Below are 26,870 nucleotides of genomic sequence, written 5' to 3'. Positions count from 1 at the left end.
AACACAGTGCTGCCGTTGCAGCGATCACCTGATTCCGCCGAACCAGCGGAGGCATCCAACTCGCCTGAAGCTGAAGGAGTTTCGCGCGCAATCCCGTGGCGCCATCTGACGTGAGTTCGTCATGTCGCGTTCCCGTCACTGCCGTTGCCTTCCCCGGGCGCGGTGGTGGCAGCAGTATCCCGCTGTCCTGTATCGGCGGCAGCCGACACCCCCTGGTACCGCTCTGCATGTCAGGAGAGACATGTCCAGACTGGCAAGAGGAAGAACACCCCTCCTCATCGGTGTCCTGGCCGCGGCGATGGCGTTCGCCACCCCCGCGCTCGCCCCCCAGGCCTTAGCGGCCACTCACGCCCCCCACGCCACCACCCCCGCCCTCGCCCAGGTCAGCAGTGACCCTTACTCCGACTCGCAGGCCCAACACGCCACCGAGGTCGAGCCGGACACCTACAGCTACGGCAGCACCATCGTCGCCGCCTTCCAGGTCGGGCGGGTCTTCGGCGGCGGGGCGTCCAACATCGGGTGGGCGACGTCCACCGACAGCGGGCAAACCTGGACGCACGGGTTCATGCCCGGCTCCACCACGAACACCGGCGGCTCGTACTCCGCGGCCAGTGACGCCTCCGTGGCATACGACGCCAAGGACGGCGTGTGGATGGTCTCCTGGCTGGGTATCGGCTCCGGCAACAACGTCGACGTCGAGCTGAGCCGTTCCACGGACGGCGGTCACACCTGGGGCAACCCGGTCAGCATCTCCACCGGCACGTTCGACGACAAGAACTGGACGGTCTGCGACAACCACCCGTCCAGCCCGTACTACGGCCACTGCTACACCGAATACGACGACGCCAACTCCGGTGACGCCGAGCACATGAGGACCTCGACCGACGGCGGCGCGACCTGGGGCGCGCAGCAGAGCCCGGCCGACGGCCCGAGCGGGCTCGGCGGCCAGCCGGTCGTGCAGCCCAACGGCACCGTGGTCGTGCCGTTCGCCTCGGGCAGTGAGGACAGCGAGCGGTCCTTCACCTCCAGCAACGGCGGCGCCAGCTGGGACTCCAGCGTGCAGATCGCCACCGTCGCGCACCACCCCGTCGCGGGCCTGGAGGACAACGCCGCCGACATGTCGCGCCTGGACACCCTGCGCGAAGGGCCGCTGCCGTCTGCGGAGATCGACGCCTCCGGAACGGTCTACGTGGTCTGGTCCGACTGCCGCTTCCGTACCAACTGCACCAGCAACGACATCATCATGTCGAACTCGACGAACGGCACGTCGTGGAGCTCACCGACCCGCGTGCCGATCGACGCAGCCACCAGCACCGCCGACCACTTCGTGCCAGGCATCGGCGTGGACCCCAGCAGTTCGGGGAACACCGCCCGAATCGCGCTGACGTACTACTACTACCCGAACGCCTCCTGCACGGACACCACCTGCCAGCTCTACGCCGGCTACGTCTCCTCCGCCGACGGCGGCACCACCTGGACGGCGCCGACCCAGCTCGCCGGTCCCATGACGCTGGCCTGGCTGCCGAACACCTCGCAGGGCCGGATGTTCGGCGACTACATCTCGACATCCGTCCTGTCCGGCGGCAACGCCGTCACCGTGATCCCGGTCGCCCACGCCCCCAGCGGCTCAACCTTCGACGTGGCGATGTACGCGCCGACCGGAGGCCTGCCGATCGGCGGCAGCCAGCCGCCCGGCGGCAACACCGTCACCGTCGCCAACCCCGGTGACCAGACCGGCACTGTCGGCACCGCGGCGAGCCTGCAGACCACCGCGACCGACTCCTCGTCGTCCGCCAAGCTCACGTACAGCGCGACCGGTCTGCCGCCCGGCCTGACCATCGCCTCCGGCACCGGCCTGATCTCCGGCACACCCACCACCGCCGGCACGTATCACGTGACCGTCACCGCCACCGACGACACCAACGCCACCGGCTCCACCGCCTTCACCTGGACGGTCAACCCGGCCGGCGGCGGGACCTGCACCAGCCCCGGCCAGAAGCTCGGCAACCCGGGTTTCGAGTCCGGCAACACGGTGTGGTCGGCCAGTTCCGGCGTCATCGGGCAGTACGGCTCGCAGGGCGAGCCCACCCACAGCGGCACGTGGGACGCCTGGCTGGACGGCTACGGCTCCTCGCACACCGACACCCTGTCGCAGTCGGTGACGATCCCCTCCGGCTGCAAGGCCACCCTGAGCTTCTACCTGCACGTCGACACCGCCGAAACGACGACCACAACGGCTTACGACAAGCTCACCGTCAAGGCGAACGGCACCACACTGGCGACCTACTCCAACCTTGACGCCGCCACCGCCTACAGCCAGAAGACCTTCGACGTATCATCCCTGGCCGGACAGACCGTCACGGTCACTTTCACCGGTACCGAGGACCAGTCCCTGCAGACGTCGTTCGTCATCGACGACACCGCTCTCACGCTCAGCTGACCCCCGGCTGAGGCGACCCGCCGGTCGCGACGGAGCCCCGCTCTGTCGTGACCGGCCCATACGCCTCCCGCGCAGCGGTCGGCCAGCCCTAGTAGGTCGGCGTTCCCCGGACAGATGCGCTTGACGGTGATCGTCTCCTCGTTGCTGGCGTTGATGCGCAACCATGTCGAGTCGGGAGCGCGGGCGGTATCCGGGCCGCATGATCAACTCGGCTAACGCGGAGGAGTACTATGCCTGTTTTGCTTGTGGCGGCCGGGCTGCTCAGCGACCCGCCGGAGGCGAAGACCCGGGCCGAGTAGCCCGGGGGCACGGCGATTGAGCCGTCAGCCGCCGTCGACGAGGTGGTGGACGCGCCGATCGCGCTCGGCGCGAGCAGGGCTGCCCCGACACCGGCGGCGACCATGCCCGTCATCGACTACGGCAACCAGGTAATGCCCAACCTATGGGTGGCCTTCGGCGCGGTGGCGGCCGTGGGCTTGTTCCTACGGGCGACCAAGGAAGGACCGCGCCCCGGATACCTGGTGGGGCTCGCGTGCGCGGTCGGCTGGGTGACGCTCGTACGCGCACCCGACGGGGCGTTGCTTGCCCTGCCGCTGCTGGCCGCCGTGGTGTGGGTGCGCGCTTGGCGGCGGCCCGCCCTCGCCACCGCAGTCGTGGGAGGGCTCGCCGCCGAACTTACCGAATGGGTCATCGAGTCCTACGTCCGCTTCGGCGGGGTGACGCAGCGGCTGGCCGACTCCAGCGTGATCGAGGGCGGCATGCGCCTGACATGGAACGTGGGCAACGCCCTGCGCAGCGCCAACGGCCAGGCCCGGACGTGATACGCGCCGCCCACCGACCCCTCGCGGTGCGGCGGAGTAGCGGTCGGCGCCGGCCTTCGCCCCACAAAACCGACACCGCGCGCGGGCAGATCACCACAGCCGCTCGTGAAAGGCGAGACGCATAAAACGCAATCATGTCTCGGACGGCACGGAGCGGTATGCCCCTCGTCCCGACTCGTCGTACATCCACGCCGTCAACCTGAAGTTCGACGGTGAGCGCATGAACGTGGGATGTTCGCGCGAACAACTGGCTGAGTGGTCGAGCAGTACAAACAGCGGCCGTTCGTGGAACCCGGCCATACGCTGTCCGGCCTTAGGGAAACGACCCAGCCGTGAGGCGGACTTCAGCATCACCAACAGTGCAAAGACCCGGCCGGGTGGGCATACATGCGCTCACGTGCCCGTGTCATCTCCTCCGCCGACGGCGAGAACTCCCGCAACTTCCGTTCCGGGACGAGCCTGTTGAACCTCGGATACGCCGTCCGCTCCAGCGACGTCATACCTACCGCCCCCACGCCCGCCCGAGGGAGTGACGAAGGTTCGGCGCAGATGCGCCGTCAGGTGTTCCGGTACGGCCGGGTGGAAGCGTCCGGAGAGGTAGCCGTCCGGGCGGATCAGGAGGGCCTCGCCGTCACGCGGCGCATAGGCATTGCGGAACTCGCCCGCCGCGTCGCGCACCCGCGGCGGGCGCAGGCCGACCGGGCGGGCGTCCTCTGGTACCTCTGCGGCGGTGACCAGATAGGCGTCGAGCAGGCCATGGGCGGCGCGATGCGCCTCGGCGGCGCAGGCCTCAAGCCGGGCGGCGCCGTCGCCCGAGGCGTGCTCCGAGCCCGCGAACAGCAGCAGCACGTGCCGCGGGGTGCGCAGCAGGTCGAACAGCCGCCGCGGGTAGGTGGCGAGGTCGCTCAGCAGGCCGCGGCAGTCCGGTGCCCGGTCGCCGGGGGCGGGACCGGCCGCGGGTGTGCCGTCCGCCGCCTGCGGCTGGATCAACGGGCTGTCCGGGTAGGCGACCAGCAGCTGGGCCTGGCGCCGCAGCATCATCTCGGCGTCGTCCCCGTTGTTGCCGAGGCCGGAGCGGGCATGGCGGGCGGTACGGGCATGGCGGACGGTATGAGCATGGCGGACGGTGCGGTTGACCACCTCCTGCGCGACCGGGTGGCGTTCGGCGTGATAGCTCTCCAGCACGTCGTCCGTGGCCAGACCGCGGACGGCCAGGGCCAGCTTCCAGGCGAGGTTGTAGGCGTCCTGCACGCCGGTGTTCAGACCCTGCCCGCCGATCGGCGGGTGGATGTGCGCCGCGTCCCCGGCGACGAAGAGGCGACCGTTCCGGTAGCGGTCCACCAGGCGGTGGCTGATCCGGAAGGCGGACGACCAGCGCAGCGTGGAGGCGGTCGTCGGCTGCGGGGACAGCCGGTCGAGCACGGCCTGGATCTGGCCGAGGTCCGGTCCCTGGCCGTCCCCCATCCCGTCCGGCGCGCTCGAGCCGTCTTCGCTTCCCGCTTGGGCGGAGGGGCGCAGCATCGACAGCCAGTACCGCCGAACGCCCGGCATCGGAATGCAGACGACCATGTCGTCCATCTCACCGTTCGCGTCCAGGTTCACGGCCCGCATGCTGTGGCCGGCGGGCAGTTCCCAGTCGACCTCGACGTCGCCGATCATGTACTGCTCGGGGAAGGCGTCGCCCTCGAAGGTCAGCCCGGCCGCCTTGCGGACCAGGCTGTGCGCGCCATCGCAGCCCACGACGTAGCGGGCGCGCAGACGCTCCATCCGGCCGTCGGCGTGCGCGAGGACGGCCTCGACCTCGTCAGGGTGCATCTCCACCGAGCGGAGCTCGGTCGGCCGCTCCACCTCCGTGCCGAAGCGCGCAAGATGCTCGGCCAGCAGCCGCTCGGTCGCGTACTGGGGCAGTGTGGCGAAGGGGTAGGGGATGTCGGGCGGCAGAGTCAGCTCGACCCGGGGGGCCGGCTTGCCGTCGATGAAGACCAACTGGCCCAGGTGCGGCACCGCGACGTCCAGCGCCCCGTGGACCAGGCCCATGGCGTCCCACACCTCCAGCGTGCGGGGCAGGACGCCGATGGCCTTGGCATAAGGTTGCGGGACGGCCAGCCGGTCGACGATGCGGCAGTCCACGCCGTGCCGCCGCAGCTCGGCCGCCGCGGTCAGGCCTACCGGGCCCGCGCCCACCACGAGTACGTCGACATCGGCCATGACCAGGCTCCCTCGTCGTCCGTAATTGGTTCCCGAGCCAGTGTGCTTCACCAGGTTGCGCCAACCCGACAGGGTTGAGGTTCCCGCGCGGTGCGAATTTGCTGATCAGCTGGTCAGGACAGGGTGACGGGGTTTCAGGTTCACTGATTCGGCCGTTGCCGGGTTGGCGTAGTGTTTCTCCTCGGGCACTGGCAAGTTGTCTTGAGCGGTGGACTATCCGGTATGGCTGAGGGACTTTTCGCTTCTGCAACATGAGATGCCGGTGTGCCGTCGCTTCGGCCCCACCACCAAGTCGTCGTGAACTGAACGCTGTTGTGCGGCGGAGCCTAACCACTGCAACGGCGGGCCGACCCAAAATTGGGTCTGCTGGCGCTTTGTCGCCCGTCTGCCACGCCGACTGCGAACCGGCGGACGTCTGCTGCCATGACCGTCGATCGGCTCGCCGCCCACCAGGGAACCTCACGCACTCCCGCGCGCCGAGTGCGGGCCGCCCGCGCCCCGCGGCGCTTGCGGTACGGCGACGCCAGAGGGTATGACGCACATCACTGGAACTCGCTCTCGGGCGCCGGACAGCCCACAGGAGTGACCACAGATATGCGAACCCGGGTACGGGCCGGGGACCCGAATGTCTTCGCGGAGCTGTTCGATCTCTATGCCCGAACCGTCTACAACCACGCCTTCCGCCTGACTGCCGACTGGTCCGTCGCGGAGGACGTCATGGCGGCGACGTTCATGGAGGCATGGCGGCTGCGCGGCAAGGTGGACCCCGAAGGAGGGTCGCTGCGGCCGTGGTTGCTGGGGATCGCCACCAACCTCGCTCGCAACCACTGTCGCAGCAACCGGCGTTACCGTGCCGCGGCCACAGCGCTCGCCGCGGCGGGGCCGTCGGCGGCGGAAGTGCCGGACCACGCCGAGGAAGTGGCCGGCCAGGTGGACGACCGGCGCCGGATCGCCGCGGCGCTCACCGCCATGGGCTCGCTGCGGCGTTCCGAGCGCGAGGTCCTGGTCCTGTGCCTGTGGGAGGGCTTCGAGTACGCCGACGCCGCCGAGGCCCTCGGCATCCCGCTCGGCACGGTCCGCTCCCGGCTTTCCCGGGCCCGTACGAAGCTGCGCAAGCTCGCCAGTGCGGAACTGATGGCGGACAGACGGGAACCCGCCCGCCGCTCTCGACAGATACATGGCGACCGCGCGACCGCGGTCCGGTCCGCACAGGAAGGAAACCGATGAACGCCAGCCCCTCCCAGCCGCACCCGGCTGAGTGGCAGGAGACCGAAGGGCTCCTGCCGACCGTGGAGCGGGAATTGCCGGCGGGCCGCCACCAGTTCCACAAGGAGCGCCTGATGGCCCAGATCCACGACGACCTCGACAACTCCGGCTCCCACCCCGCCCGAACCCGCGCCGCCAAGCCGCGCAACCCGTTCCTGCGCCGCGCGATCGTCCTGCCGGTGGCGGCGTGCGCCCTGACGGGCGCGATCGTGACCGGGGTCCGCATGTTCGGCACCTCGGGCAGCGTCACCGGCCTGGCCACCGGCCCCGTGCTGACCACCCGGATCGGTACCGCCGACGTGCACGGAGTCAGCCAGCTTCTGGACCGGATCTCCCTCGCCGCCCAGGAGAACCCCGGTCCGCAGGCAAGTGCGGGCCAGTACATCTACATCGAGACGAAGACCGCCAGCACCCACGTGCGGACGGTCGACGACAAGAGCTCAGTGGTCAGCGACGCGCTGCACACCCGTCAGACCTGGCAGTCGCCCGACGGCCACAAGGGCTGGCTGATCGAGCCGGGCAACACAGACTCTACGGGCACGTCCCTGGACTCGAAGGTCGAGCCGTACCTCAACGCACCGTCGTATGACTACCTGGCCACCCTGCCCACCGACCCCGACGCCCTGCTGAAGAAGATCTACACGGAGACCAAGGGTCACGGGCCCAGCCCAGACGCGGAGGCGTTCACCACCATCGGTGACCTGCTCAGCCAGAGCTACCCGCCGGGGAGGCTCTCGGCCGCGCTCTACCGGGCCGCTGCGAAGATCCCCGGTGTGGTCAAGGTGGACGACGCGGTCGATGCCGCGGGCCGCCACGGGGTCGCGGTGGCCCGGCTCGACGAGGCCAGTGGCCAGCGCACCGAGTGGATCTTCGACAAGGAGACGTTCACCTTCCTCGGCGAGCGCACCGTCCAGGTCAAGGGCACATCCGGCGACCACGGTCTGATCAAGCCCGGCATGATCGTCGACACCGAAGCCGTCACGGAACGCGCGATCGTCAACGGCATGAAGCAGACGCCTTCCCACACGGGCTGAACAAGCCCGGCGGCAAGACCTACCCGAGTCTCCTGGGCGACGCCGCCCAGGACGACTTGGACAAGGCCCAGACTCCGGGCCTGCGGGCCCTAATCGCTGACCCGCAAGGTCAAGCGGCACTACGACGCCACCCTCGCAGCGATCGCGGCCGGTCAACTTCGCTGAGACTGGTCACACTTCGCTGCAAAAGGTCAGCGCGGCCGCTGACCTTCCCGAGCGAATCGCCCGGCTGACGACCGAGACCACCTGGCCACGCCCTACACCCGAACCGAGATCACCACTGAGGGTGGGAGCCGCGGCTTGTTCAAGGGGAAGACGCAGCGTGCCGCAACCACCTGCCACCCAGCGTTTCCGCTTCCCCGCGGCCTACCATCAGTACGTCATGGCGGGGGCCGTCCCCGACGGCGACTTCTGCTACCCGATCCCGGAGCCACCCACTGCTCCGCCCGTCAGTGAGCAAAAAGGCCTGGTGGAGAGAGCGGCTGACGGCCTGTATGCACACGTCACGACAGAGGGGTGCAGCACGGAGACGTGGACGTGACCTTCCACGTCCACCCCAGCGAGCCGGCTTTGGAGCTCGACGCCTGGAGTGACGTTCCGAGTTCAGCATGCTCTTCGACGAAAGCGGCCTCCTGCTCACCTTGCCCGCCGACAACGAAGAAGCCATCGACCTACCTGGGAACGAGGATGGCGCCCGCTGGCGGCGGCTGCGACTCCACGTCCGTGGCCCGCGTCGAGACACCTACCCAGGTCTACGCCGCCCACGGCTACGACGTCATCGAAGAACTCCTCATCCAACTCTGGCCCGCCACAAGGAACGTTGAGGTCCGCCACAAGCTCACCGACCAGCTGGGACTTCCCGCGCGCACCTCGCATCAGCCGGATCCCGAACTGGTCGGCTCATGGCCGATGCTGCTGAACAACCAGTGCCGCTCCTTCACCCTGCGCATCGGCGTGGAAGAGTACGAGGTCCTCGCCTGGCCAGCTCCCTATGCGCGGACCGTGGCCCACCGTTCCGGCGGCACCGAAGGCGGGCCGGGGCCCTGACGGTCGCGATCCGCCGCGGGCCCCTGCAGAGAGTTGCGCAGGGGCCCACGGTCTGGAGAGCTGCGGAGGGCCGGGACCTGTCCTCGATGAGCGGCATGCCGACCGACATCAGCTACCCCCCGCTGCCGGTCTGACGGCCCGGCCTCACTTCAGATGTCGGGTGAAGAACTGGGCCGCGGCGTCTCCCGCGAACTGCGGGACGCCGGTGTGCCCGCCCATGTTGGCGTGCAGGGACTTCTCCTTGGAGTTGAAGGCGTCGAACAGGTCCAGGGCCGCCTGCCGGTCGTTGCCTTCGTCGTCCCACTGCAGCAGGACGTGCAGTGGAATAGCGATCTGCCGGGCCTCCTCGAACATGGCGCGAGGCACGAAACTCCCGGCGAAGAAGCTGGCGGCCACGATGCGCGGCTCGACTACCGCAAGACGGATGCCGACGGAGATCACTCCCCCCGAGTACCCGACCGGGCCGCCGATCTCGGGCAGCGAAAGGAGCGCGTCCAGGGCGGCCTGCCATTCCGGGACTGCCTTTTCGACCAGCGGGAGGATGAGGGCGTCGATGATCTCGTCGCTGACCGGCTCGCCGGCGTCCATTGCCCGGCGCAGGTCGGCGCGGGCCTGCTCGGCGGCGGGCCAACGGGGTCGGTCGCCGCTTCCGGGGAGCTCGATGGTGGCCGTGGCGAAGCCCTCCGCTGCGGAGTGCCGGGCCCGGGCCACCAGTCGGGGGTACATCTTGCGCAGCCCGAGGGGAGGTTGGCCGAACAGGATCAGCGGCACCGGTGCAGATGCGGATGCGGGTGTCCACAGGATGCCGGGGATCTCACCGAGGGTGAACTCGCGTTCGAGGACCCCGTCGTCGAGGTGCTGCTGGGAAGTGAAATGCATGGTCGTGCCTTTCGGGAGTGCACTGAAACGGCGCTCCCGGACGACCTATCGCCCGACCGCGACCCCGGAGGGGAGCACCCATGTCGATACAGCGTTCACGGGTACCACCTCCTCGATCTCTCGCACGGCCTCCCGAAAAGTAGCAGTGGTCGCCGTGGTCCGCCAACGTGTTTTCGCGGAGCCTCCGTGGCCGCATAGCGCGCAGACACTACGCAGAGCTACTTGCGGTGTCGTCGCGACGACTTCCCGAGTGGCGGTTCTGCGACGGAGGGGTGCACTGGCGCTCTTGTTTCTCATGAACATCGAACACGACGCACCGCCGACGCCTCCCAACTCGGATAGAGGTTCTGTCGGTTCTCGTGAACAAAGCCACTTGGCCGGTCTTCCGGCGCTGCACGGCCACCGGTGGTGCGTGAGCAACCAGGGCCTGTCTGGAGTCGCGATCAGGTGCACTCGCATCTCCGACCACACGTCCCGCAATTGCGGACGTGAGCTGGCCGCAATGCCTCCTAGCGTGAGTGTTGTCCGAACGGGAACACGGCACGGAGGCGGGGACAATGAATCAGAACGCGACTGGGATGGCGACGGCACCGACGACTGCGGCTGAGATCGGCGACGAGCGTGCCGATCTGCTGGCGATGCTCGCCGAGAAGCGCCGTCTTCTGCGTTCCACAGCCCGAGACCTCACCGACGAGCAGGCCGGCCTGCGGCCGACCGCGAGCGAGCTGTGCATCGGCGGCCTGATCAAGCACGTCAGCGCGGGCGAGCGGAACTGGGCGAACTTCATCACCCAAGGCCCGTCGGCGATGCGCGACTTCGCCGCCATGACCGAGTCCGATCTGGCGGAATGGGCCCTGCAGTTTCGGATGCTGCCCGGTGAGAACCTTGCCGACATCCTCGACGAATACGCCGATGCCGCATGCCGCACCGACGAGTTGATCGCCACCCTCCCCGACTTGGCCGCCACGCAGCCACTCCCGAAGGCGCCGTGGTTCGAGGACGGGGCCGCCTGGTCGGCGCGTCGGGTGATCATGCACATCACAGCGGAGACCGCGCAGCACTGCGGCCACGCTGACATCATCCGCGAATCCCTCGACGGGGCCAAGAGCATGGGCTGACGCCGTCGCCGGAGGCAACAGCCCGGCCACTCCGTCCGGGTCTCTCCGGGCCATGCTGTGGAGGCGGCTGGCAACCTCGTGGCAGGGCAGGCGCCGAGATTGCCAGCCGGTGGCAGCGCGGGAGGGGGATGGCGGCCACGCCGCGCGCTCTTGTTCAACGCTTCGGCGGTGGCGAGGTCACCCCGGCGGGGCCACCACCGACAGCACGGCCTGGCTAGTACAGGACTTCGCCCATCGGGGAGTTGTCGCCGACGATGTAGGCGCGGATCGATGCCAGGTACGCGTCGCGGCCAACCCGGCCGTCGCCGTCGGCATCCAGCGCGTCGAACGCGGCGGCGGCGTTCTCCGGCGGGTTGTTCAGTGCGGTGCGCAGCGTGGTGAACTCGGCTTTGTCCAGGGCCCCGTCCCCGTCCGCGTCGGCGAGGTCGAAGAGCGCGCCGAGCGCGAACCGGCAGACGTTGTCGAACTTGTCGGCGCCCACCCACGCGTTGTACTCGTCGAAGGTCAGCTTGCCGTCGTTGTTGGCGTCCATCGCGCCCCAGGCTTTGATGCCTTCCGTACGGGCGGCGACGACGAGCGGGTCGTCCTCTGTGCGCCCGGTGGCCAAGACGGTCCGGTCGATGCGGGAGAGATAGTCATGCCGCGTGATGACCTGGTCCCCGTCGGCGTCCATCATGGCGAACACACGCACTCGCGCGGCGGTGGCGGCTGCGACGGTCATACGGCTCACTAGGGTCTCCTCCTGCTCGGTTCATGCTCCGATTCGACGAGGACTCGTCCGGCGCTTCCTACCCGGCGCGTGCCGGATTCCAAGCGTTCCGCCGGGAGGACAGGCGTGTGCGACGGCGCAGATGGGCGGGCGTACGCCGGTGGTGCACTTCGAGGCGCCGGATCTGCGGATCCGGAGCCGGGGTAGTCAAGTGCTCATAAAGATCAGACGACTTGCTGGAGGGGCATGTGGTGAGCAGGCGCGGTATGACGGTGATGCTGGGATCCCTGGCGCTGGTGGCCTCGTCGCTGGTGTGGGCGCCGGCCAGTCATGCCGGGACGGGCCGGTACGAGGGTGTCACCTGCACGGGCAACGCCCATAGCAGCTACGACCCGCCGCTCACACTCCTGCCCCGCAAGACCCGCAACCACGCGGACGTGCGCTACACCTGCACCAGCGCCCGCGGCGATGCTGTCCCGGCGACAGGCTCCTTCAACGCCGTCGCGCCGTCGGCATCCTGCGTCTCGCTGTCCAACGCGAGCGGTCGGGAAATCGTCCGCTACGCGGACGGCGGCCGGTCGGTGATCGTCATCGACGGTGCCACCACCACCCGCGTCGCAGGCGTCCTACTCGTCCTGCAGTCGGGCCGGGTCATCAAGGGACGCGGCGAAGGCCACTTCGTACGCCGGAGCGTGACCGCACTGCCCGACCAACTGCCCACGGACTGCCTCACCTCCGGCATCCAGGGCACCCAAAGCGCCGTTCAGCTGGAGGTTCTGCCGTAGCATCAGCCCGCCACCGCACCGGCGCGTACAGGGCGGTGGCACCGTCACCGCCACAGCACTCCTCGCTCGACCTGCTGGCCCGGATGCCCATGCTCGCCCTGCCCGGGCAGGCCCTACTCCGGGGACCCGCCGCCTACGGCTCCGCCTGTTCACCGCTGCCGGATAACTCGTCACCGCCAGCCGACGCCGCATCCTCCGCCTCGCCCGCCACCGGCCCCGAACCCACCACAGCAGGGCCGCCCTCGACCGGCTCGCCCAGCTACCCCGACGCAAGTGCCCTGGCATGATTTGGTCAGGACGTATGGGCACCAGGTCTTCGGCAGCAGTCGACACCAGGGTTGGGGCGCTCGTGACGAGGATGTACTCGACGCGGCCGCGTGGCTTCCGGTGAGAACGGGAGCCACTGATCGGATGACCTCCCCGGCCGGGAGTGGCGTGTGCGGTTCCGCGGTCTAGGGCCGAGACTTGGCGGACTGTCAGCCGTGGTGGGCGATCGCCTTGCGTAGGCCGTAGGCGGCGGCTCCGGCAGCAATGACCGCGACTCCGGCAAGGACGGAAGCCAGGGGGAGGGCGAAGGCCAGCACCAGGCAGCCAGCCGTTCCCACGATCGGCACGGTCCTGGGTGGGCGGCCTTCGTCGGGGGCAAGGGTCCACGCGGAGGCGTTGGCGACGGCGTAGTAGGCCAGGACGCCGAAGGAGGAGAAGCCGATCGCGCCGCGCACGTCGGCGGTGGCCGCGAGGACCGCGACGACCGCGCCGATGGCGAGTTCGGCGCGGTGCGGGACCTGGAAGCGCGGGTGGACAGCGGCCAGAGTGTGCGGCAGGTGCCGGTCGCGGGCCATGGCCAGGGTGGTGCGCGAGACCCCGAGGATCAGCGCGAGCAGAGAGCCGAGCGCCGCGACGGCGGCACCGACCCGCACGACCGGGGCTAGGCCGGGGAGGTCGGCGGCGCGGACGGCATCCGCCAGCGGGGCGGTGGTGTGGGCGACCCGGTGGGGGCCGAGCACCAGCAGTACCGAGACGGCGACGGCCGCGTAGAGGACCAGGGCGATGCCGAGCGCGAGCGGGATCGCGCGGGGGATCGTGCGCTCGGGATCGCGGACCTCCTCGCCAAGGGTGGCGATGCGTGCGTATCCGGCGAATGCGAAGAACAGCAGCCCGGCCGCCTGCAGCACCCCGCCGAATGAGGCGTCCGCACCGACGTCCAGCCGCGCGGCGTCGGTGGCCCCCGAGGTGAGACAGGCGGTGACCACCGCTGCGAGCACCGCCACGACGAGCGCGACGACCACCCGGGTCAGCCACGCCGCCTTCTGCACGCCGACGTAGTTCACCGCGGTCAGCGCCACCACCGCGGCGATCGCCACCGCGTGTGCCTGGGACGGCCACACGTAGGAGCCGACGGTCAGGGCCATCGCAGCGCACGAGGCCGTCTTACCGACCACGAAGCCCCAGCCCGCCAGGTAGCCCCAGAAGTCGCCCAGTTGCTCGCGGCCGTAGACGTAGGTGCCACCGGACTGCGGGTAGCGGGCGGCCAGCCGGGCGGAGGAGGTCGCGTTGCAGTAGGCCACCACCGCCGCCAGCGCGAGGCCGAGCAGCAGTCCGGAGCCGGCCGCCGACGCGGCCGGGGCCAGCGATGCGAAGATCCCGGCTCCGACCATCGACCCGAGCCCGATCACCACCGCGTCGAACAAACCCAGGTGACGCCTCAACTCCCGCGACCCGGCTGGTACCGCCGCCCCACTCATCGCTCACTCCTCGCCCACGGCCGCCGTCAAAGCGAGACCGGACAACGCGCTCCGCTACCGGCGCACGCTATCGGAACGCGACCTCGGGTGGTCACCCGTCACCGGGCGGTGCCTGGATGCCGCCGTCGCGGCTCCTGGAGGTCACCGCCCAGGACGGTCGCGGCGGCAGTCGGCTGGCGTCACCCGCCGCCGCAAAGGCGGCGACCACTCCCTTGCATCTGACATGCCTTCTGATAAGGAGTGCTCCAGGCTGTCTCAGGTCGATGTCACAGCCGCTCAGTCTCGCGATGGTGGCATTTCCTCCAGAACCTCCTTTCAGGCTCATGGGGCTTCCCGCTGCTTGAGCAGCCGGAACAGCCGCTCCGTTCACTTCATCGCCTAGGCAGAACGGCCTCACGAACGGAGCTTCAAGCCGTCGAGGGTGAGGTCGAGCAGGCGTTCGGCCCGTTCCCGCTGTTCGGGTTTGGCCGAGGTGAGGGCGATCCCTTCGAGGGCGGCCCCCATGTCGCTGGGGCTGATGTCGGTGCGGATCATCCCGGCAGCCGCACATGCGTCCATGAGGGCCGTGATGGCGGTCTGGATCATGTCCCGACTGGGGCCGTAGGGGTTGCTTCCCGTGGCGGCGATGGCACGCAAGGCGTCAGCCATACCGGCTTTGGTGGTGACGTAGTCCAGGAAGAGGCGTGTCCAGTCGTGCAGGGCTTCGTAGGGCGGCTTTTCCGCGAGCAGGCCGGGAGCGGCGTCGCACAGCTGGGCCACCTCGTTGCGGTAGACCGCCTCGATCAGTGCCTCCCGGGTGGGGAAGTTGCGGTACAGGGTTGCGCTGCCCACGCCCGCCTCTTTGGCGATGCGCTCCAGGTGCGCGTCCAGCCCCTCCTCGGCGAACACGCGCACCGCGGCCGCGAGGATCTTGTCTCTGTTGCGCCGTGCGTCAGCTCGCAACGGGCGTTGTGCACTGCTGGCCATCGGTGGTCGCCATTCCCCTCTCCGGTCTCCCTTCACCTTGCTAAGTGGAGGCGCGCCCACTTAGTCTTGGTGTAACTGGTGGCGCCCCCAGTTCCACACTAGGTCATGGCCTGACCTGCGTGCATCCACCCCTGAAGGGACATTGATCATGTCGGGTATCGAAGGCAAGGTTGTGGCGATCACCGGTGCCAGCAGCGGCATCGGCGCCGCAACGGCGACCTACCTAGCCGAGAAAGGGGCCCGGCTCGTGCTCGGGGCCCGACGGGAGGATCGGCTGAGCGCGGTAGTGGACCAGATAACGGCGCAAGGCGGCTCGGTCGTCGGGGCCATCATCGACGTGACACGCCGCGAGGATCTCAAGCGCCTGACGGACACCGCGGTGGACCGGTTCGGCCGGCTCGATGTTCTGGTCTCCAACGCCGGCACGATGGCGGTGTCACCGTTTGACGAACTGCGCCAGGACGACTGGGATGCCATGGTCGCAACCCATGTCACCGGTTTGCTGAACGGTATCGGGGCGGCACTTCCCATCTTTCGGCGGCAGCGCTGCGGCCAGTTCGTCAACGTGGCCTCCACCGCGGCGTATGTCGTGAAATCTCCTCAGGGCGTCTACGCGGCCACCAAGACGGCGGTGAAGGTGCTGACCGAGGGCCTGAGGCAGGAGTCGGGGCCGCACCTGCGGGTCACCCTCGTCTCACCGGGGTTCACCCACACTGAGGGCGTGGGCAAGGGGGGGAGTCCCGAAGCAGCAGCGGCGGCTGTCCGACAGCGCGACGAGATTGCCATCCCGCCCTCAGCCATCGCATCCGCGATCGGTTACGCGATCGAGCAGCCCGTCGGCATCGACATCAGCGAGATCGTCGTCCGGCCCACTGTGCAAGCCTGACACCCAGAAACGTTCGCCACGGAGCAGCTGACTCCACCAGCGGGGCGGCTGCTGGCGCGTTGGAAGTTGTGGGGTCGCTGCCGATCCGGTCGCGTCCCGTTGGACGCCATGGTGTGGGGCGCCTTGCCAGACGAGGACGCGACGGGACCTGACGAGAAAACAGGAGCTGGCCCATGCGCACGGATCCCGGTGGGAGTCGGGGCCTCGACGACTACTTCACGCGGGACTTCGCACGCAACATCGGTGCCGAGATCATGGGCCGCAACAAGTTCGGGCCACAGTGCGGGCCGTGGCAGGACCATGACTGGCGCGGCTGGTGGGGAGAGGAGCCCCCGTTCCGCCCACCGGCGTTCGTCATGACCCACCACAAGCGTCCGTCGTTCACGCTGTCAGACACCACATTCCATTTCGTCGACGGCGGCCCGGCCGGTCCTCGAACGGGCGCGGGGAGCGGCGCAGGGCAAGGATGTCCGGCTCGGCGGCGGCGGGATCACCACCATCCGGCAGTTCCTCGACTTCCTCAAGCTCGCCCGGGTTACGCAGCGGGCGCAGGTCCTGGCCGGGACCGCTGGCCTTGATGTTGAACGGAGCGGGCCCAGGAAGTTGATGAGCCGGTCCTTGAGCGGGAGCAGCCGGGCGATGCGCTCGTCCTTGATCTCGTGGTCCTCGGCGCGGAGCTGGGCGCCTAGTGCTTGCGGAGCCAAAGGAGTTGGCTGCTGCCGCGGGGTACCAGGACGGTGCGGAAGCTGCCGGGGGTGCGGGACATGACGACTTGGTCGGTGACGCCCTGGTAGTGGCCGCAGGGGGTGTCGGCGGTGAAGGTGTCGGGGTCGAGGTAGGCGTGTGGGGAGTCGGGTCCGCCGGTACCAGCGACCTCGTGGCGTAGGCGCGGTCGAAGAGTCCGAGGCTGAGGATCCACGCGGAGACGCGCCTGAGGTTGAGTGTGACGCGGTAGCTGCCGCCTTCGGTGGCTCGGCGCATCAGCGCGGCGATGATGCCGGTGGTGGCCAGCCACGAGAGGACGTAGTCGTTGACGACGCTGATGGCGGGCAGGGCGGGGGCGCCGTTCTCGCCCTCGGCGAGCATGATGCCGCTGAGGGCTCCGGCGGTCTGGTCGAAGCCGACGCGTCGGGCCCAGTGGCCGGTTTCGCCGGCCAGGGAGATGCTGACGTGGATGATGCCGGGGCGGATGGCGGCGGCTTCCTCGGCGCTCAGGCCGATCTTTTCCAGGTAACCGGGGCGGCGGTTGGCGTGGAAGGTGTCCGCCTCGCGCAGGAGTTCGCGGATGCGGGCTCGGCCCTCGGGGCCGTAGGGGTCGATGGTGGCTGAGCGGACGCCGACGTTGGCGGTGTAGTAGGTGACGTTGCTCCAACCGCCACCTCCCCTCTGGCTGATACGCAGGAAGACAGTCGCTACGGACCCGAACGCTGAGCCCATTCGGCGAACGCGCCGTCTCGGCGATGCCGAGCCCGACGGTGTTGCGGCACCGGTGGCGGCGGCTGGCCACGCAGCTGCGGCAGGTTCCGCAGACGTGGTGCCCCTCGCTGCCCGACCGGCTCGGTGCCGGCGCCCGCGGGCCGGGGCAGGTCGGTCCACACTGCCCCGGCCTGCGTACGGCAGGGGTCGACACGCTGCGAGCTGGGGCACGAGACGGAAGCGAGCGGTGTGGTCAGCTGAGGAAACCCTCTTTCAGGGGCAAGTAGCTAGCTAGCCGGCTCCGCCGTGGGGCGCCGGGCGAAGGCCGGGGCGTGCTCCGGGCGCGGGCCAAACGCGACCAGGCGGGAGGGGAGTTGGCGGAAGCCGGGCAGGTACCGGGTGGCCAGGACAATCGAGGTGGGCGGGCCGACTCGGCGGCCGGTGAGGACCGGGGCGAAGAACCCGTCGTGCAGCATCAGTTGCACGCGCTGCATGATCACTGTGGGCCGCCACCTTCGCCGCTGGACCTTTCCTAGGTCGGCGGTGGTCAGCCGGTCCCGGCGCAGCGGTTCGACGAGCAGCGTGGCCGCCGCGACCGCGTCCTGGATGGCGAGGTTGACCCCCACCCCGCCGGCCGGGGACATCGCGTGGGCGGCGTCGCCGATCAACAGGAGGCCGTCGGCGTACCAGTGCGGAAGCCGGTTGAGCCGGACGTCGAGCAGGTGGACGTCGTCCATGCTCGGCAGCTGGTCGACGCGGTCCGCGTACTGCGGCATCAGGTCGGCGATCCGAGCCCGGAAGCGTTCGATGCCTTCGGTGCGCAGACGGGCGTCGGATCCCTTCGTGGTGAAGTAGGCGATCTGGAAGTAGTCGTTCCTGGTGAGGCTCAGGGCGAACTCGCCAGCGCGGAACGCGGCAACCAGCCGGGGCTCCTGGGCCTGCTCCGCGGCATACCTAGGCAGCCGGAACCACCAAGTGTCGAACGGGACCGGGAACTCCTGCGGCACCAGACCGGCGTCCTGGCGCAGCGCGGAGTGGCGGCCGTCGGCCGCGACGGTGAGGGTGGCGCGGATCTCGCCCTCCTCGCCGTCCTGGGTGCGGTAGCGGACGCCGACGACCTTGCCGCCCTCCCGGACCAGCCCGGTCGCCACGGTATTCATCCGCAGGGTGAACGACGGTTCGCGCCGGGCCTCCTGGGCAAGCAGGTTGAGCAGGTCCCACTGCGGGACCATCGCGATGTAGTTGTACGGCGCTGGCAGGGCGTCGAAGGCGGTCAGCCGCATACTGCCGCCGTCCGACGTGGGCACCACCATGTCGCTGAGCTTGCTCTGCGGCAGCGAGGCGAACTTCCGGCCCAGGCCCAGCTCGTCCATCAGTCGCACGGTGGACGCGTGGATGGTGTCACCGCGGAAGTCGCGCAGGAAGTCGCCGTGCTTCTCCAGCACGGTCACCTCGATCCCGGCCCGCGCCAGCAGCAGGCCCAGCATCATGCCTGCCGGTCCGCCCCCGGAGATGACGACGCTCATGGCATTCCCCCCTCATTCCAGTGGAACTCTTATATATAAGGTCTTTGGTACGGTCTCAGATGTCAAGTAGTATCGTGTTGCACATGCAGGACCATGAGCAGATGCGGGATCTAGTGGCCGCCGCCCTGGCGGCGGCGAACGAACGCGGCCGGGACGTCGCGGACGTCCCGCTGACAGTGATCGCTGCGGCGGCTGGCGTCTCCCGCAGCACATTGCTGCGCCGACTGGGCGGCTCACGGGCCGCGCTGGACGAGGCGGTCCGGCGGGCGGGCGTCGACCCCGGCGGTCGGCGGCCGGTCCGCGAGCGGGCGATCGAGGCGGCGGCGCAGCTCGTCGCCGAGCGAGGCCTCGGCGCGATGACCCTAGACGCCGTCGCGGAGCGGGCCGCGTGCTCGCTTCCCAGCTTGCACACGGTCTTCGACGGCCGCGACGGCCTACTCGGCGCCGTCTACGAAATCTACGGCCCCCTACCCGACTTGGAAGCCCTGGCCGCCGACCCGCCGGAGCGCCTGGAGGACACTGTGCAGGCGCTCTACCGTGCCGTGATCGTGGCGTTCGACCGCGAGCCGCGAGTGCTCCCGGCGATCTTCGCGGACCTCTTCAGTCGACCCGACGGGCCCGCCGCGCGAGCGACGCGGGCGTACCTCCCGCGCCTATTCGACAGCCTCGCACGGCTCCTGCTGCCGCACGTGGAGACGGGCCGGATACGACCACTGCCACTGCCGATCCTGGTCCAACTCCTGCTGGGTCCGGTGATCACCCACATCCTCACGCGACCGCTCCTCGAACCCATACAGAGCCTTGACCTCCCACCCATGAACGAAGTCTGCGAACTCTTCACCGAGGCATACCTGCGCGCGATCACACGGCAGGAATGACGGGGCCACCCGCTGCCGCCCCGGCGTCAGCCCCAGCCCACGCGACCGACCTCTTCTCGCAGCGCAAAGCCCGCGCTGCGAGAGGCATCCAGGCCGCGCGTAAGTACACCCCGCGCACAATCCGCGCCGCCCTGAACGTCCCCGCCGCCGTAGCGGCCGCCGCACCCGGCTCGCCCGCACGGTCGGCGTCCGCCAGGGCAGCGAGCAGCGAGGTGAGGGCAAGCATGGTGCTCCAGGGCGCTCGTCGGGAAGGCGGTGGGCTGGTGGGGCCAGCGCCACACCGGCGGTCGGTCGGGGCCTCGCCGGGCGCGGAAGACCGGCTCGTGGGCCGGTGGCATGCCGGTCTTGTCGAGATAGGCGGCCAGTCTGACAAGTCACCGCAGGCGTAGGCGCGTTGACTAGATTTCGCCACGGGTATGTCTGATTCCGCACCAGTCACTTGCTGCTCACTCGTATAGCGCCCCAGACGACGTTGAAGCTGGCCGCGGCTGGTGAGAGACGTGTACCCGTTCGGGCGTATTGGCTGTTTGCGCCCTATCCCCAGGCGCGTCGGGGCGGTTCACCGGCAGCGTGGAGTTCATGAAGCTGCGATCCCAGCGGGAGGTGTGGCCGCAGTTCGAGGGGTACCTGCCCGGGGGGTTTCCCGGCGACGCGGAGGTCACGGAAACGGGCCTGTCGCCGTTGTTGCTGGTGCCTGATGTCTGCTTCACGGCGGCGCCGTTCGTCGTGGGTCTGGCCGTGCCGGGGTGTGCACACGTTGTAGCGCAGCGACACCGAGGCGCTGGTGTGGTTCATCAGCCTCCTTGACCGGTCCTGGGCTGCGGTCCGTTGGCCGAAGGATGGCGATCGGGGTGTGGTGTTCCAATCTGGAGCGCGGCGCCTGTGGGATGAGGTCGAGGCGGCGTGGTGGTGGTGGGACGGGGCCGGGCAGCCAGGCGTGGACCGGTTCGGGCTGACTGTGCGGGTAGACGGCACGCAGGTGGCGTGGCTGTACGAGCCAGGGCAGCCCGTGCCTACCGCGGCCTGAGGACTGCGGGCGTCCACAGTCGAACGCGTGGGCTGGTCGTGGATCTTCGTCGTGTGACTGTGTGCCCGTTTCCCGGTCACCTCTAAGGGCGCTGCGGCAGGATCGGCCCCAGTGAGTACCAGAGGGGGCGTGGATGGAACTGCGACCGCAGGACTGGGAGTTGCTGGTCCGCGAGCGGACAGCAGCGGTCGAGTGGTGGACGTTCGAGGCCGGGGAGCCGGACGCGGGCTGGCGGCGGTTGGCTTAGAGCGGGGCCTGGCCGAGCTGCTCGTCCCCGCACCCGGCTGCGAGAGTGGTTGGGAGGTCAGGCTGACCGTGGACGGCACGGACGCGTTGGTGTACCGCGGGTTGCGTGCTGAGTCAGCGGGCGCGGTGTCGGACCGGTGGTTGGCAAAGCAGGTCGATCCGGCGTATCGGCGGTTGGAGTTGCTGCCGTCGGAGATGGCCCTGGTCCGAAGCTACGTGCGGATGGCCGGGCAACTTCGCGGCGCGGGCCCGGCTTTGGTCGATGCCGCAGTGGAAGCGGTGTGGGATGACGAGCGGCGACGCTGGCTGATGCAGGTGGCCGAGGCGGAAGCACAGGAGATCGGACGGGTGTTCTTCTTGGAGGGCTTGTCGGGATCGGTGCTAGCGAGGAATCGGCTGGCCCGGCATGAAGGCATTCGCTACCGGGCTGGCGGTGTGGCGACGTCTGGGCGCCGTGAGGCCGAGGGAGACGTACAAGCTGGCGATCGAGGCCTACCGTCGCGGGCTAGTGCCGCGTAACGACCGCCTGCCTCGATCCTCGACCACTACCACACAACGATCCCACCGCCGACGGCCTTGGCTCGTAGCGCGGCGGCAACGACGTTGTCGAAGCGCTGAGTGACGTAGTCGGCTTGGTAACCGCCCTGCTTGGCAAGGTTGTCGAGGTGTGGACGAATCGCCTCACACTCGGTGAGGAACTCATCGATCTCGTCCCGCTCTACGTAAAGGTCGCCGCCGCCGAGTTGTGGGAAGAACCGGGAGCCCAAAGCCCGGATCGCCGCCGAGCCCCACAGCCGGGTCCGGGTGCTCTCGAAACCAGCCAGGGCCTTGCCGTGCTCGGGGTCCTCCAGGAAGTCGCGACCGCCGTCGGCGTCGTAGACAAAGGTGTGTACGAGGAGACTCATGGGCCGATCCTCCTGAGCAGGACAGCGCTATGTCGAATCTTTAGCGACCCGTGAGGGCGGCGGGGCACCAAGCGTGTGCCCTCGTCGGGGTGTCGCGACGCGCTCTTGAAACGATGCTTTGTGCGATTCCGATCGTGGCCGAACTCCGCTTCCTCGATGACTTGATCCAGCTCCAACGCGACTGGCAGCAAGCCCAGCGCGACCTCGCCGACCTGTACGCGCGCCTCCCGCACCGGCCGGAACCCGAGCCCGAGCCGTACACAGACGCGCGCGGCGTGCACCACGACGCATCGGTCGGCAGGACGACCACGCGGCAGTTGACAAGCTGCTCGCCCGACAGCGGGAGCTGGCCAAGGCTCTGGCGACGCACGCGTTCTGGGCGACGCTCAGCGGCCCGGACGTACCCGAGGCCCCGATGGCACTCAAGCACGTCGACGACCCGCAGCCCGCCGCGGACGTCTGACCGCGGCGTGCACAGGCCCCGCTTCCGAATATCGGGAGCCGGGCCCGTCGTCGTGAGGCCGTGTACCGGCCTCAGCCTGCGGCGTTGGCCTGTGCATGGAAGAGTGCTACGCGGACTACCTGAACGACCTGCCGATCGTCGATGACGCGGTGGAGGTGTACCTGCGTGGCCCGGCGGTGGATCTGGCGGCGGTGCGGACGTGGATCGAGTCGCATGCGGGTATCGCGGAGGCCCGCACGGATGATGATCCGGAGCGGCGGGGTGGGGCGGTGTACCGGATGATCATCGTGCGGGCCGAGCAGGAGTAGCGCCAGGAAGCGAGGGGCATGGGCGCTTGCGTAGGTGCAGGGTGCCAGAACCGTGAGGGGTACTGCGGATACTGCGCACGGTGCCACAAGGAACGGCAGCACTGCTCGAAAGGCAGCGGGGAAGAGGTACGGCGAAACCTTGGTGCCGTTCCTGCGGCAGTGCGCCGGGAGGTGCTCGCCTCGGCGTCATGTGTGTACTGCGGCGGACCGACCAGGTTGATCACCTGCGGCCGGTGGCGAATGGCGGAACGCATGATCCGGAGAACCTGGTACCAGCCTGCGGGCCCTGCAACATGGACCGCAATGCGAGCTCGGTGCTGACCTGGTTCAAGCGCGACAAGGTCACGCATGCGCTGGCAAAGAGCGAGAATGTTCGTGCGATGGCTTACGACGCTCTCCGGGCCGTGGCTCGTCTACTTAGGGCGACGGTAGGCGTCTGGCCGTTGACGTGTCGAACCTGCGGGGTGAGGTGGCCGTGCCCGACTGCCAGAGCGCTCCACGGCCAGGGCCTGCCGCCCGAGGAGGGGTAGCCGCGCTGGCTGGCCGGTGCGCCGGCCGGTGGGCACAGGGTGCGGCCACGAGCCGGCGCCTACACCGGGTACGACGACGCGTGCCCCACCGGCACAGACGCACACCTGCCATGCGGCGGCCACCAGCAGGGCGCAGGCTGGGCGTATGGAGCAGCCGCCGATCGTCGTGCACGCGCCTCATGGCGGTGAGCGCCGTATGACGGTCCTCGGCGAGCCTGTCGGCGTCGCTACGTCGCTGGCGGATGTCGAGGAGTTCCTGCGACGTGTAGGCCTGGACCCTGATGACCTGGCTCTGGACGATCGGGATCTGATCGAGTGGCGGGGCGACGGCCCGGACCTGTGGAGCTACGAGGGGCAATCATGATCTGGTACCTGGTGATCAGGCGCGGTAAGCGCCCGGCGGAGCCACAACGAATGCTCGCGGCGCATTTGGACTGGATGCGGGACCAGCACGAACAGGGCACAGTCCTGATCTCCGGGCCCAGCTCGGATCCCACGATGGGGCTGTACGTGGTACGTGCGAGCTCCCGCTCAGTCGCAGAAGCCATCGCACAGGACGATCCCCTTGCACGCGACGATCAGGCAACGATCGAGATCATCGAGTGGCACGTCCACCAGCTGCTCGGCATCGGCCCGTTCGACATCGAGGCTGTGCAACGGGCCGAAGGTGGGGTGTAATCACCGCAGCCGGGATCAACCGGTTTTCTCCGCTGGCTGCTTGCCGTGGCCTTCTTCGGCCGAGGGGCTTCTTCGTTGTGCACCCGGCGCCGGGGCGCAGCACGCTGGAACCATGAGCGCCATCTGGGCGGCCCACATCACATTCGGCCTGGTCGGTTTGCCCGTGCAGCTCCACCCGGCGACCCAGGGGGCCCGGCCGCGGCTGCATGAAGTGCACGCCGCCTGCGGGGCGAGGATCCGGCACCGGCGGGTGTGCGAGACGGAGGGCCGGGAGGTGGAGCAGCATGAGATCGCCCGCGGGTGGCAGGCCCCCGACGCGCCCTCGCCGATGCCAACCGCCTTCCGAAGGTGGAGATGTGGTTCCGGCGCGGCGCCACCGCGCGCGGCTACAGCAGGTCCGTCATCGACGAAGTCTGGGAGACGTCAAAAATCGCGTGGCTTTGTTCACGAGATTCGGTTCTGGCTCAACTTCTGTGGTCCGCCCACGCTGAGTGATGGCTGGCGGCTGGAGCGGCCGCCGGGAAGTTGCCCGAAAGTGATCGGCAACCCGGTGGATGTGGCCGATGTTCGGGGCCGTGCAGGAGATCGTGCTCCGGCTGAAGGAGCTGCTGTTCCCATCAATCGCGGACATCATGGTGCTGTCGGTCGTCGCGGGCCATAGGTGCGTCGGACCTGGGGCAGCAGCGAGACGCCCGATTCGTCGAGGAAAACGATCCAGGCACGTTTGTTCATCGCCCCTTTTTGATGCGTGGCCACTCATGAGCGATCCAGCGGGCGATCTCGGACTCGTCCCGCTCCACCGCCCGACGCTCCGGCCGCTGCAGGCTCCAGCCCAACCGACTGGTCAGCAGACGCCAGACCGACGCCCGCGACAATGACACCCTGTCACCCGCTCGACCACCAGACCAACCCGCTCCAGCGTCCACAGATCAGCCTCGAAGCCATGCGCCTGGGCGCCCTGTTCCAGCGCGGTCCGCACCTGTTCGACCTGGGTATCGTCCAGTTTCGGCGGACGACCGGTGGCCGGGCGTCGCCGCAAGGCATCAGCGCCGCCTTCCTCCCACACCCGTTTCCACCGCCGTACGCTTTCGTGGCTGACCCCCAGCATCCGTGCGATCTCAGCACTCGAGCGTCCTTGCTCGAACAACTCAGCCGTCCGCACGCGCCGAGCCTCGGTCAACTGAGGCCGCGTCAAAGGCGGAACGACAGGCGCGGAGGCAACAGGCGAAGGCTTGTAAGACACGACACCAGGATCCCGCCAACAAGCCCATCACACCCACAGAACTAACGAAAAGATCAGTAGAAGCTGTTTCACATCCTCTTTCCGCAGGTCGGCGGTGAGGCTGGACGGGTAAGTACAGAGTCGGATCACCCGCCTTCCGAACCTCCCACAGGCCAACCGTCTTGAGCATGGTCATCTGGGCCGGATCACACTGCCCATCGTCGGCGGGCCGTGTGATCCGGTCTGGCACCCGGCGGTGGCAGTGGCGCTGTCTCACTTTGCCGCGACATGCACAGCTTTCGGGGCGGCCGGTCTGAATCAGGCGGTTCAGTAGAACCGCGGGCTCTCCACATCGCCGACGTAACTGCCGTTCACCCAGGCTCCCGCGGAGATCGCATCTGGGTCGTTCGTCGGCGGGGTAAAGGTTATGCCGCCATTGGGCGGCACGACCGGTCGGCCATCCGGCAGCGACGGCTGCCTAGTGGACCATGCTCCAGATCTGCCACTTGTTGGAGTGGTTGTTACAGGTCTTCTGGAACTGGCCGATGTCGAAGACCATGTTGTTCGCGTGGCCTGCCTGTCCCCGGTCCAGGCAGAAGTCGAACTCGCTGCGGCCCGACAGCGGGCCTGATGGCTGCCAGTTGAGGAACTGGAAGCTGTTGGAAGGGTTGCCCGGGGTGTTTCCGACCCAGGTCATGTTCCACTGGTCCCGGTAGTTGCTCGCGTCGCAGCTGTCGGTCTTGGCCTCGTAGCCGTTTCCGGCGAAGAACTGGACCCGCAGACAACGGCCGGTCTGGACGTTCTGGATCTGCACCCTGCTGTAGTAGTTGTTCACGTCCGGGGCGTAGGACGTGACGTTCCAGCGCTGGAAGCTGCCGCCGTTGCAGGGCAGGATGTAGAGCGACCCATTGTAGTTGCTGTCCAGGCAGTCGATGCCCTGGTCCTGGAGGTCCTGCAGCTGGACGTTGCGCTGGTAGGTCTCGGCGTGCGCCGTCCCCGACAGGGCGAGCGTGCCGGCCAGGGAGCCCATGGTCATGACACCCGCCGCCACCGCGGTCCTGAGCTTCTGCTTCATATGCCGCACACCTGCCAGTTGTGGCTGGCCTCGCTGCCGCCGGTGGCGAAGCTGTGGCCGTTGCCGTAGTAGTCGGTCGGGCGACAGGTCGGGGTCCTGCCGCCGCTGAAGGTGAGCCCGATGTGCAGCCTCGGCTGGCTGTAGCTGTAGCCGAAGCTGTCGATGGGCACCAGGTTCGAGGACCCGTACTCGCCGTACTGGCCCAGGCTCCCGATGTCCGCCTTCCCCGCCTGGTGGCCGTGGGCGTCCTGCAGCCAGATGTAGTTGTCGCCGATCATGGACAGGTCGGCGTTCTGGTCCCAGTGCACCTCCGCGTACTCCATCCGGCAGCTCGGGATGTACCCGATGTACAGCTTGCCGAGGTGCTTGTTGGAGATGACGCCGAGGTTGTACCCGTAGAGGTCGGTCGGGTTGCTCGCCAGGACGCGGTCCGAACCGCAGGATGCGGCGTGCGCCGCCGGCGCGTTCACGGCCACCAGGCCGGACGTGGAGATCAAGGCCAGCGCCCCCGCCAGGATGGAACTTCTGATTCTAAGTTTCACTGATTGTCTCGCTTTCGGTGTACTCGAAGTAGCCCGGCCTGCGCCTCGCGCAGTCCCCGTCGGGCTTGACCCCATCCTCACCGGGCGACCGGTTGCTCCCCGGTCGCTCCAGCAGTCGGCGTCGATCCCGTCATGCATCCACGGGTAGAG

Annotated in this window: 26 protein-coding genes and 3 pseudogenes; 17 read left to right on the top strand and 12 right to left on the bottom strand. The window is 68.8% G+C overall.

Annotated features, from left to right (window positions below; genetic code table 11):
- Window positions 1-241 precede the first annotated feature (241 nt).
- The gene (locus O5O46_RS21230) at window positions 242-2,440 is read left to right on the top strand and encodes a putative Ig domain-containing protein (protein WP_269857087.1); all 2,199 of its coding nucleotides are present in this window, start codon (window positions 242-244) and stop codon (window positions 2,438-2,440) included.
- Between the two features lie 341 nt (window positions 2,441-2,781).
- A complete protein-coding gene (locus tag O5O46_RS21225; protein ID WP_269857086.1) occupies window positions 2,782-3,261 on the top strand; it encodes a hypothetical protein in 480 nt (159 codons plus the stop codon).
- A 393-nt stretch (window positions 3,262-3,654) separates the two neighbouring features.
- On the opposite strand, the gene O5O46_RS21220 is transcribed toward O5O46_RS21225, so the two are convergent.
- A complete protein-coding gene (locus O5O46_RS21220) occupies window positions 3,655-5,469 on the bottom strand; it encodes an FAD-dependent monooxygenase (RefSeq protein ID WP_269857085.1) in 1,815 nt (604 codons plus the stop codon).
- 594 nt (window positions 5,470-6,063) lie between these two features.
- On the opposite strand from O5O46_RS21220, the gene O5O46_RS21215 reads away from it, so the two are divergent.
- The 3 genes from O5O46_RS21215 (at window position 6,064) to O5O46_RS21205 (ending at window position 8,816) form a co-directional block, all read left to right on the top strand.
- Window positions 6,064-6,696, top strand: coding sequence for an RNA polymerase sigma factor (locus tag O5O46_RS21215; RefSeq protein WP_391858370.1), 633 nt, complete (start codon window positions 6,064-6,066; stop codon window positions 6,694-6,696).
- Entirely contained in the window at window positions 6,693-7,769 is a 1,077-nt protein-coding gene (locus tag O5O46_RS21210; protein WP_269857083.1) for a CU044_5270 family protein, read from the top strand. The genes O5O46_RS21215 and O5O46_RS21210 overlap by 4 nt, the downstream gene beginning before the upstream one ends.
- Before the next feature lie 687 nt (window positions 7,770-8,456).
- Window positions 8,457-8,816 (top strand): hypothetical protein, encoded by a 360-nt coding sequence (locus O5O46_RS21205; RefSeq protein ID WP_269857082.1) that lies wholly within the window; start codon window positions 8,457-8,459, stop codon window positions 8,814-8,816.
- 144 nt (window positions 8,817-8,960) lie between these two features.
- Here the strand turns inward: O5O46_RS21205 and O5O46_RS21200 are convergent, their stop codons facing one another.
- Window positions 8,961-9,695 carry an alpha/beta hydrolase gene (locus O5O46_RS21200; protein WP_269857081.1) on the bottom strand — a complete coding sequence of 245 codons (735 nt, stop codon included), beginning with the start codon at window positions 9,693-9,695 and terminating at the stop codon, window positions 8,961-8,963.
- Window positions 9,696-10,252: 557 nt separating this feature from the next.
- On the opposite strand from O5O46_RS21200, the gene O5O46_RS21195 reads away from it, so the two are divergent.
- On the top strand, window positions 10,253-10,813 hold the full coding sequence (locus tag O5O46_RS21195) for a DinB family protein (protein WP_269857080.1): 561 nt from the start codon (window positions 10,253-10,255) through the stop codon (window positions 10,811-10,813).
- A gap of 214 nt (window positions 10,814-11,027) precedes the next feature.
- Here the strand turns inward: O5O46_RS21195 and O5O46_RS21190 are convergent, their stop codons facing one another.
- The gene (locus tag O5O46_RS21190) at window positions 11,028-11,534 is read right to left on the bottom strand and encodes an EF-hand domain-containing protein (RefSeq protein ID WP_269857122.1); all 507 of its coding nucleotides are present in this window, start codon (window positions 11,532-11,534) and stop codon (window positions 11,028-11,030) included.
- Between the two features lie 239 nt (window positions 11,535-11,773).
- Here O5O46_RS21190 and O5O46_RS21185 point away from each other — a divergent pair, with 239 nt between their 5' ends.
- Window positions 11,774-12,307: a hypothetical protein gene (locus tag O5O46_RS21185; protein WP_269857079.1), complete on the top strand. Its 534-nt coding sequence runs from the start codon at window positions 11,774-11,776 to the stop codon at window positions 12,305-12,307.
- A 62-nt stretch (window positions 12,308-12,369) separates the two neighbouring features.
- Window positions 12,370-12,572 (top strand): annotated as a pseudogene (locus O5O46_RS21180) (IS1380 family transposase); the annotation flags it as partial.
- A 211-nt stretch (window positions 12,573-12,783) separates the two neighbouring features.
- On the opposite strand, the gene O5O46_RS21175 reads toward O5O46_RS21180, so the two are convergent.
- Together O5O46_RS21175 and O5O46_RS21170 are read right to left on the bottom strand one after the other, a co-directional pair.
- On the bottom strand, window positions 12,784-14,052 hold the full coding sequence (locus O5O46_RS21175; RefSeq protein ID WP_269857078.1) for an APC family permease: 1,269 nt from the start codon (window positions 14,050-14,052) through the stop codon (window positions 12,784-12,786).
- Between the two features lie 393 nt (window positions 14,053-14,445).
- Entirely contained in the window at window positions 14,446-15,018 is a 573-nt protein-coding gene (locus O5O46_RS21170) for a TetR/AcrR family transcriptional regulator (protein WP_269857077.1), read from the bottom strand.
- Between the two features lie 148 nt (window positions 15,019-15,166).
- Between O5O46_RS21170 and O5O46_RS21165 the strand changes: the two genes are divergently transcribed.
- Together O5O46_RS21165 and O5O46_RS21160 are read left to right on the top strand one after the other, a co-directional pair.
- Window positions 15,167-15,904, top strand: coding sequence for an SDR family oxidoreductase (locus O5O46_RS21165; RefSeq protein ID WP_269857076.1), 738 nt, complete (start codon window positions 15,167-15,169; stop codon window positions 15,902-15,904).
- 164 nt (window positions 15,905-16,068) lie between these two features.
- Window positions 16,069-16,420: pseudogene (locus tag O5O46_RS21160) on the top strand (dihydrofolate reductase family protein); the annotation flags it as partial.
- 441 nt (window positions 16,421-16,861) lie between these two features.
- Here the strand turns inward: O5O46_RS21160 and O5O46_RS21155 are convergent.
- Window positions 16,862-17,341, bottom strand: a pseudogene (locus O5O46_RS21155) (CoA transferase); the annotation flags it as partial.
- A gap of 266 nt (window positions 17,342-17,607) precedes the next feature.
- The gene (locus O5O46_RS21145; RefSeq protein ID WP_269857075.1) at window positions 17,608-18,846 is read right to left on the bottom strand and encodes an FAD-dependent oxidoreductase; all 1,239 of its coding nucleotides are present in this window, start codon (window positions 18,844-18,846) and stop codon (window positions 17,608-17,610) included.
- 83 nt (window positions 18,847-18,929) lie between these two features.
- Here O5O46_RS21145 and O5O46_RS21140 point away from each other — a divergent pair, with 83 nt between their 5' ends.
- Together O5O46_RS21140 and O5O46_RS21135 are read left to right on the top strand one after the other, a co-directional pair.
- Window positions 18,930-19,724, top strand: a complete 795-nt coding sequence (locus tag O5O46_RS21140) for a TetR/AcrR family transcriptional regulator (RefSeq protein WP_269857074.1) — start codon at window positions 18,930-18,932, stop codon at window positions 19,722-19,724.
- A 1,342-nt stretch (window positions 19,725-21,066) separates the two neighbouring features.
- Window positions 21,067-21,516, top strand: a complete 450-nt coding sequence (locus tag O5O46_RS21135; RefSeq protein ID WP_333482414.1) for a hypothetical protein — start codon at window positions 21,067-21,069, stop codon at window positions 21,514-21,516.
- Window positions 21,517-21,542: 26 nt separating this feature from the next.
- On the opposite strand, the gene O5O46_RS21130 is transcribed toward O5O46_RS21135, so the two are convergent.
- Window positions 21,543-21,902 (bottom strand): hypothetical protein, encoded by a 360-nt coding sequence (locus tag O5O46_RS21130; RefSeq protein WP_269857073.1) that lies wholly within the window; start codon window positions 21,900-21,902, stop codon window positions 21,543-21,545.
- A gap of 558 nt (window positions 21,903-22,460) precedes the next feature.
- Between O5O46_RS21130 and O5O46_RS21125 the strand changes: the two genes are divergently transcribed.
- From O5O46_RS21125 to O5O46_RS35370, 5 genes are all read left to right on the top strand, one after another.
- Window positions 22,461-22,673 carry a hypothetical protein gene (locus O5O46_RS21125; RefSeq protein ID WP_269857072.1) on the top strand — a complete coding sequence of 71 codons (213 nt, stop codon included), beginning with the start codon at window positions 22,461-22,463 and terminating at the stop codon, window positions 22,671-22,673.
- 188 nt (window positions 22,674-22,861) lie between these two features.
- Window positions 22,862-23,203, top strand: a complete 342-nt coding sequence (locus O5O46_RS35605) for an HNH endonuclease (protein WP_443072589.1) — start codon at window positions 22,862-22,864, stop codon at window positions 23,201-23,203.
- Between the two features lie 145 nt (window positions 23,204-23,348).
- Window positions 23,349-23,567, top strand: coding sequence for a hypothetical protein (locus O5O46_RS21120; protein WP_269857071.1), 219 nt, complete (start codon window positions 23,349-23,351; stop codon window positions 23,565-23,567).
- Complete coding sequence (locus tag O5O46_RS21115; protein ID WP_269857070.1) at window positions 23,564-23,881, top strand: YciI family protein; 318 nt, start codon at window positions 23,564-23,566, stop codon at window positions 23,879-23,881. The genes O5O46_RS21120 and O5O46_RS21115 overlap by 4 nt, the downstream gene beginning before the upstream one ends.
- A 112-nt stretch (window positions 23,882-23,993) precedes the next feature.
- Window positions 23,994-24,542 carry a Ku protein gene (locus O5O46_RS35370; protein ID WP_333482413.1) on the top strand — a complete coding sequence of 183 codons (549 nt, stop codon included), beginning with the start codon at window positions 23,994-23,996 and terminating at the stop codon, window positions 24,540-24,542.
- A 67-nt stretch (window positions 24,543-24,609) separates the two neighbouring features.
- Here O5O46_RS35370 and O5O46_RS35600 read toward each other — a convergent pair whose 3' ends face one another.
- From O5O46_RS35600 to O5O46_RS21100, 4 genes are all read right to left on the bottom strand, one after another.
- On the bottom strand, window positions 24,610-24,762 hold the full coding sequence (locus O5O46_RS35600) for a winged helix-turn-helix domain-containing protein (RefSeq protein ID WP_443072588.1): 153 nt from the start codon (window positions 24,760-24,762) through the stop codon (window positions 24,610-24,612).
- Complete coding sequence (locus O5O46_RS21110; protein ID WP_443072587.1) at window positions 24,726-25,124, bottom strand: helix-turn-helix domain-containing protein; 399 nt, start codon at window positions 25,122-25,124, stop codon at window positions 24,726-24,728. The genes O5O46_RS35600 and O5O46_RS21110 overlap by 37 nt, the downstream gene beginning before the upstream one ends.
- Window positions 25,125-25,581: 457 nt before the next feature.
- Complete coding sequence (locus tag O5O46_RS21105) at window positions 25,582-26,178, bottom strand: RICIN domain-containing protein (protein WP_269857068.1); 597 nt, start codon at window positions 26,176-26,178, stop codon at window positions 25,582-25,584.
- Window positions 26,175-26,675 carry a hypothetical protein gene (locus O5O46_RS21100; RefSeq protein ID WP_269857067.1) on the bottom strand — a complete coding sequence of 167 codons (501 nt, stop codon included), beginning with the start codon at window positions 26,673-26,675 and terminating at the stop codon, window positions 26,175-26,177. The genes O5O46_RS21105 and O5O46_RS21100 overlap by 4 nt, the downstream gene beginning before the upstream one ends.
- Between the last annotated feature and the right edge of the window lie 195 nt (window positions 26,676-26,870).

Origin of the sequence: Streptomyces sp. RPT161 (assembly GCF_027533845.1) — a bacterium.
Lineage (GTDB): Bacteria > Actinomycetota > Actinomycetes > Streptomycetales > Streptomycetaceae > Streptantibioticus_A > Streptantibioticus_A silvisoli_A.
The sequence above is the reverse complement of the archived record's forward strand: the minus strand, read 5'-3'. Positions and strand labels throughout refer to the sequence as shown.

What these genes read in the sequence shown, in the direction of transcription:
- O5O46_RS21230 (WP_269857087.1), top strand. Translation starts at nt 242, where the DNA reads ATGTCCAGACTGGCAAGAGGAAGAACACCCCTCCTCATCGGTGTCCTG.
- O5O46_RS21220 (WP_269857085.1), bottom strand. Translation starts at nt 5,469, where the DNA reads ATGGCCGATGTCGACGTACTCGTGGTGGGCGCGGGCCCGGTAGGCCTG.
- O5O46_RS21215 (WP_391858370.1), top strand. Translation starts at nt 6,064, where the DNA reads ATGCGAACCCGGGTACGGGCCGGGGACCCGAATGTCTTCGCGGAGCTG.
- O5O46_RS21210 (WP_269857083.1), top strand. Translation starts at nt 6,693, where the DNA reads ATGAACGCCAGCCCCTCCCAGCCGCACCCGGCTGAGTGGCAGGAGACC.
- O5O46_RS21205 (WP_269857082.1), top strand. Translation starts at nt 8,457, where the DNA reads ATGGCGCCCGCTGGCGGCGGCTGCGACTCCACGTCCGTGGCCCGCGTC.
- O5O46_RS21200 (WP_269857081.1), bottom strand. Translation starts at nt 9,695, where the DNA reads ATGCATTTCACTTCCCAGCAGCACCTCGACGACGGGGTCCTCGAACGC.
- O5O46_RS21195 (WP_269857080.1), top strand. Translation starts at nt 10,253, where the DNA reads ATGAATCAGAACGCGACTGGGATGGCGACGGCACCGACGACTGCGGCT.
- O5O46_RS21190 (WP_269857122.1), bottom strand. Translation starts at nt 11,534, where the DNA reads ATGACCGTCGCAGCCGCCACCGCCGCGCGAGTGCGTGTGTTCGCCATG.
- O5O46_RS21175 (WP_269857078.1), bottom strand. Translation starts at nt 14,052, where the DNA reads ATGAGTGGGGCGGCGGTACCAGCCGGGTCGCGGGAGTTGAGGCGTCAC.
- O5O46_RS21170 (WP_269857077.1), bottom strand. Translation starts at nt 15,018, where the DNA reads ATGGCCAGCAGTGCACAACGCCCGTTGCGAGCTGACGCACGGCGCAAC.
- O5O46_RS21165 (WP_269857076.1), top strand. Translation starts at nt 15,167, where the DNA reads ATGTCGGGTATCGAAGGCAAGGTTGTGGCGATCACCGGTGCCAGCAGC.
- O5O46_RS21145 (WP_269857075.1), bottom strand. Translation starts at nt 18,846, where the DNA reads ATGAGCGTCGTCATCTCCGGGGGCGGACCGGCAGGCATGATGCTGGGC.
- O5O46_RS21140 (WP_269857074.1), top strand. Translation starts at nt 18,930, where the DNA reads ATGCAGGACCATGAGCAGATGCGGGATCTAGTGGCCGCCGCCCTGGCG.
- O5O46_RS21130 (WP_269857073.1), bottom strand. Translation starts at nt 21,902, where the DNA reads ATGAGTCTCCTCGTACACACCTTTGTCTACGACGCCGACGGCGGTCGC.
- O5O46_RS21125 (WP_269857072.1), top strand. Translation starts at nt 22,461, where the DNA reads ATGGAAGAGTGCTACGCGGACTACCTGAACGACCTGCCGATCGTCGAT.
- O5O46_RS35605 (WP_443072589.1), top strand. Translation starts at nt 22,862, where the DNA reads ATGTGTGTACTGCGGCGGACCGACCAGGTTGATCACCTGCGGCCGGTG.
- O5O46_RS21120 (WP_269857071.1), top strand. Translation starts at nt 23,349, where the DNA reads ATGGAGCAGCCGCCGATCGTCGTGCACGCGCCTCATGGCGGTGAGCGC.
- O5O46_RS21115 (WP_269857070.1), top strand. Translation starts at nt 23,564, where the DNA reads ATGATCTGGTACCTGGTGATCAGGCGCGGTAAGCGCCCGGCGGAGCCA.
- O5O46_RS35370 (WP_333482413.1), top strand. Translation starts at nt 23,994, where the DNA reads ATGAGCGCCATCTGGGCGGCCCACATCACATTCGGCCTGGTCGGTTTG.
- O5O46_RS21105 (WP_269857068.1), bottom strand. Translation starts at nt 26,178, where the DNA reads ATGAAGCAGAAGCTCAGGACCGCGGTGGCGGCGGGTGTCATGACCATG.